This window comes from Pseudomonas sp. 05N434 (assembly GCF_056396965.1).
In genome coordinates, this window is the sequence record NZ_JBFTMK010001188.1 from 1 (window position 1) to 378 (window position 378).

1 tRNA gene is annotated in these 378 nt (G+C 52.1%); it reads left to right on the forward strand.

Going from position 1 to position 378, the window contains the following annotated elements:
- Positions 1–32 precede the first annotated feature (32 nt).
- A tRNA-Met gene (locus AC1DLB_RS32370) sits at positions 33–109 on the forward strand.
- Positions 110–378 lie beyond the last annotated feature (269 nt).

Sequence of the window (378 nt, forward strand, 5' to 3'; positions counted from 1 at the left end):
CGGCGTTCGCCTGTAGAATGCCGCCACACAGACGCGGGATGGAGCAGTCTGGTAGCTCGTCGGGCTCATAACCCGAAGGTCGTCGGTTCAAATCCGGCTCCCGCAACCAAACATCAAAAAAGGCTACTCGAAAGAGTGGCCTTTTTTGTATCTGTTGAAAAAGTCCTTTCGCAACAATGATCTGTCACTGTGCAGTGAGCCGTTCAGGGTCGCCAGACTGTGAGTTCAGACCTAGGCTGAACCGCAAGAAAAACCCTCGACGACTGGTGATGCGCCATCGCCGATACCCGGTGAGACGCGTTAATATTTGTGATTATTTTTTTCTACAGGGATTGGTAACTTGGCTGGATACCCCCATCCTGTCGCGCACAATCCAAG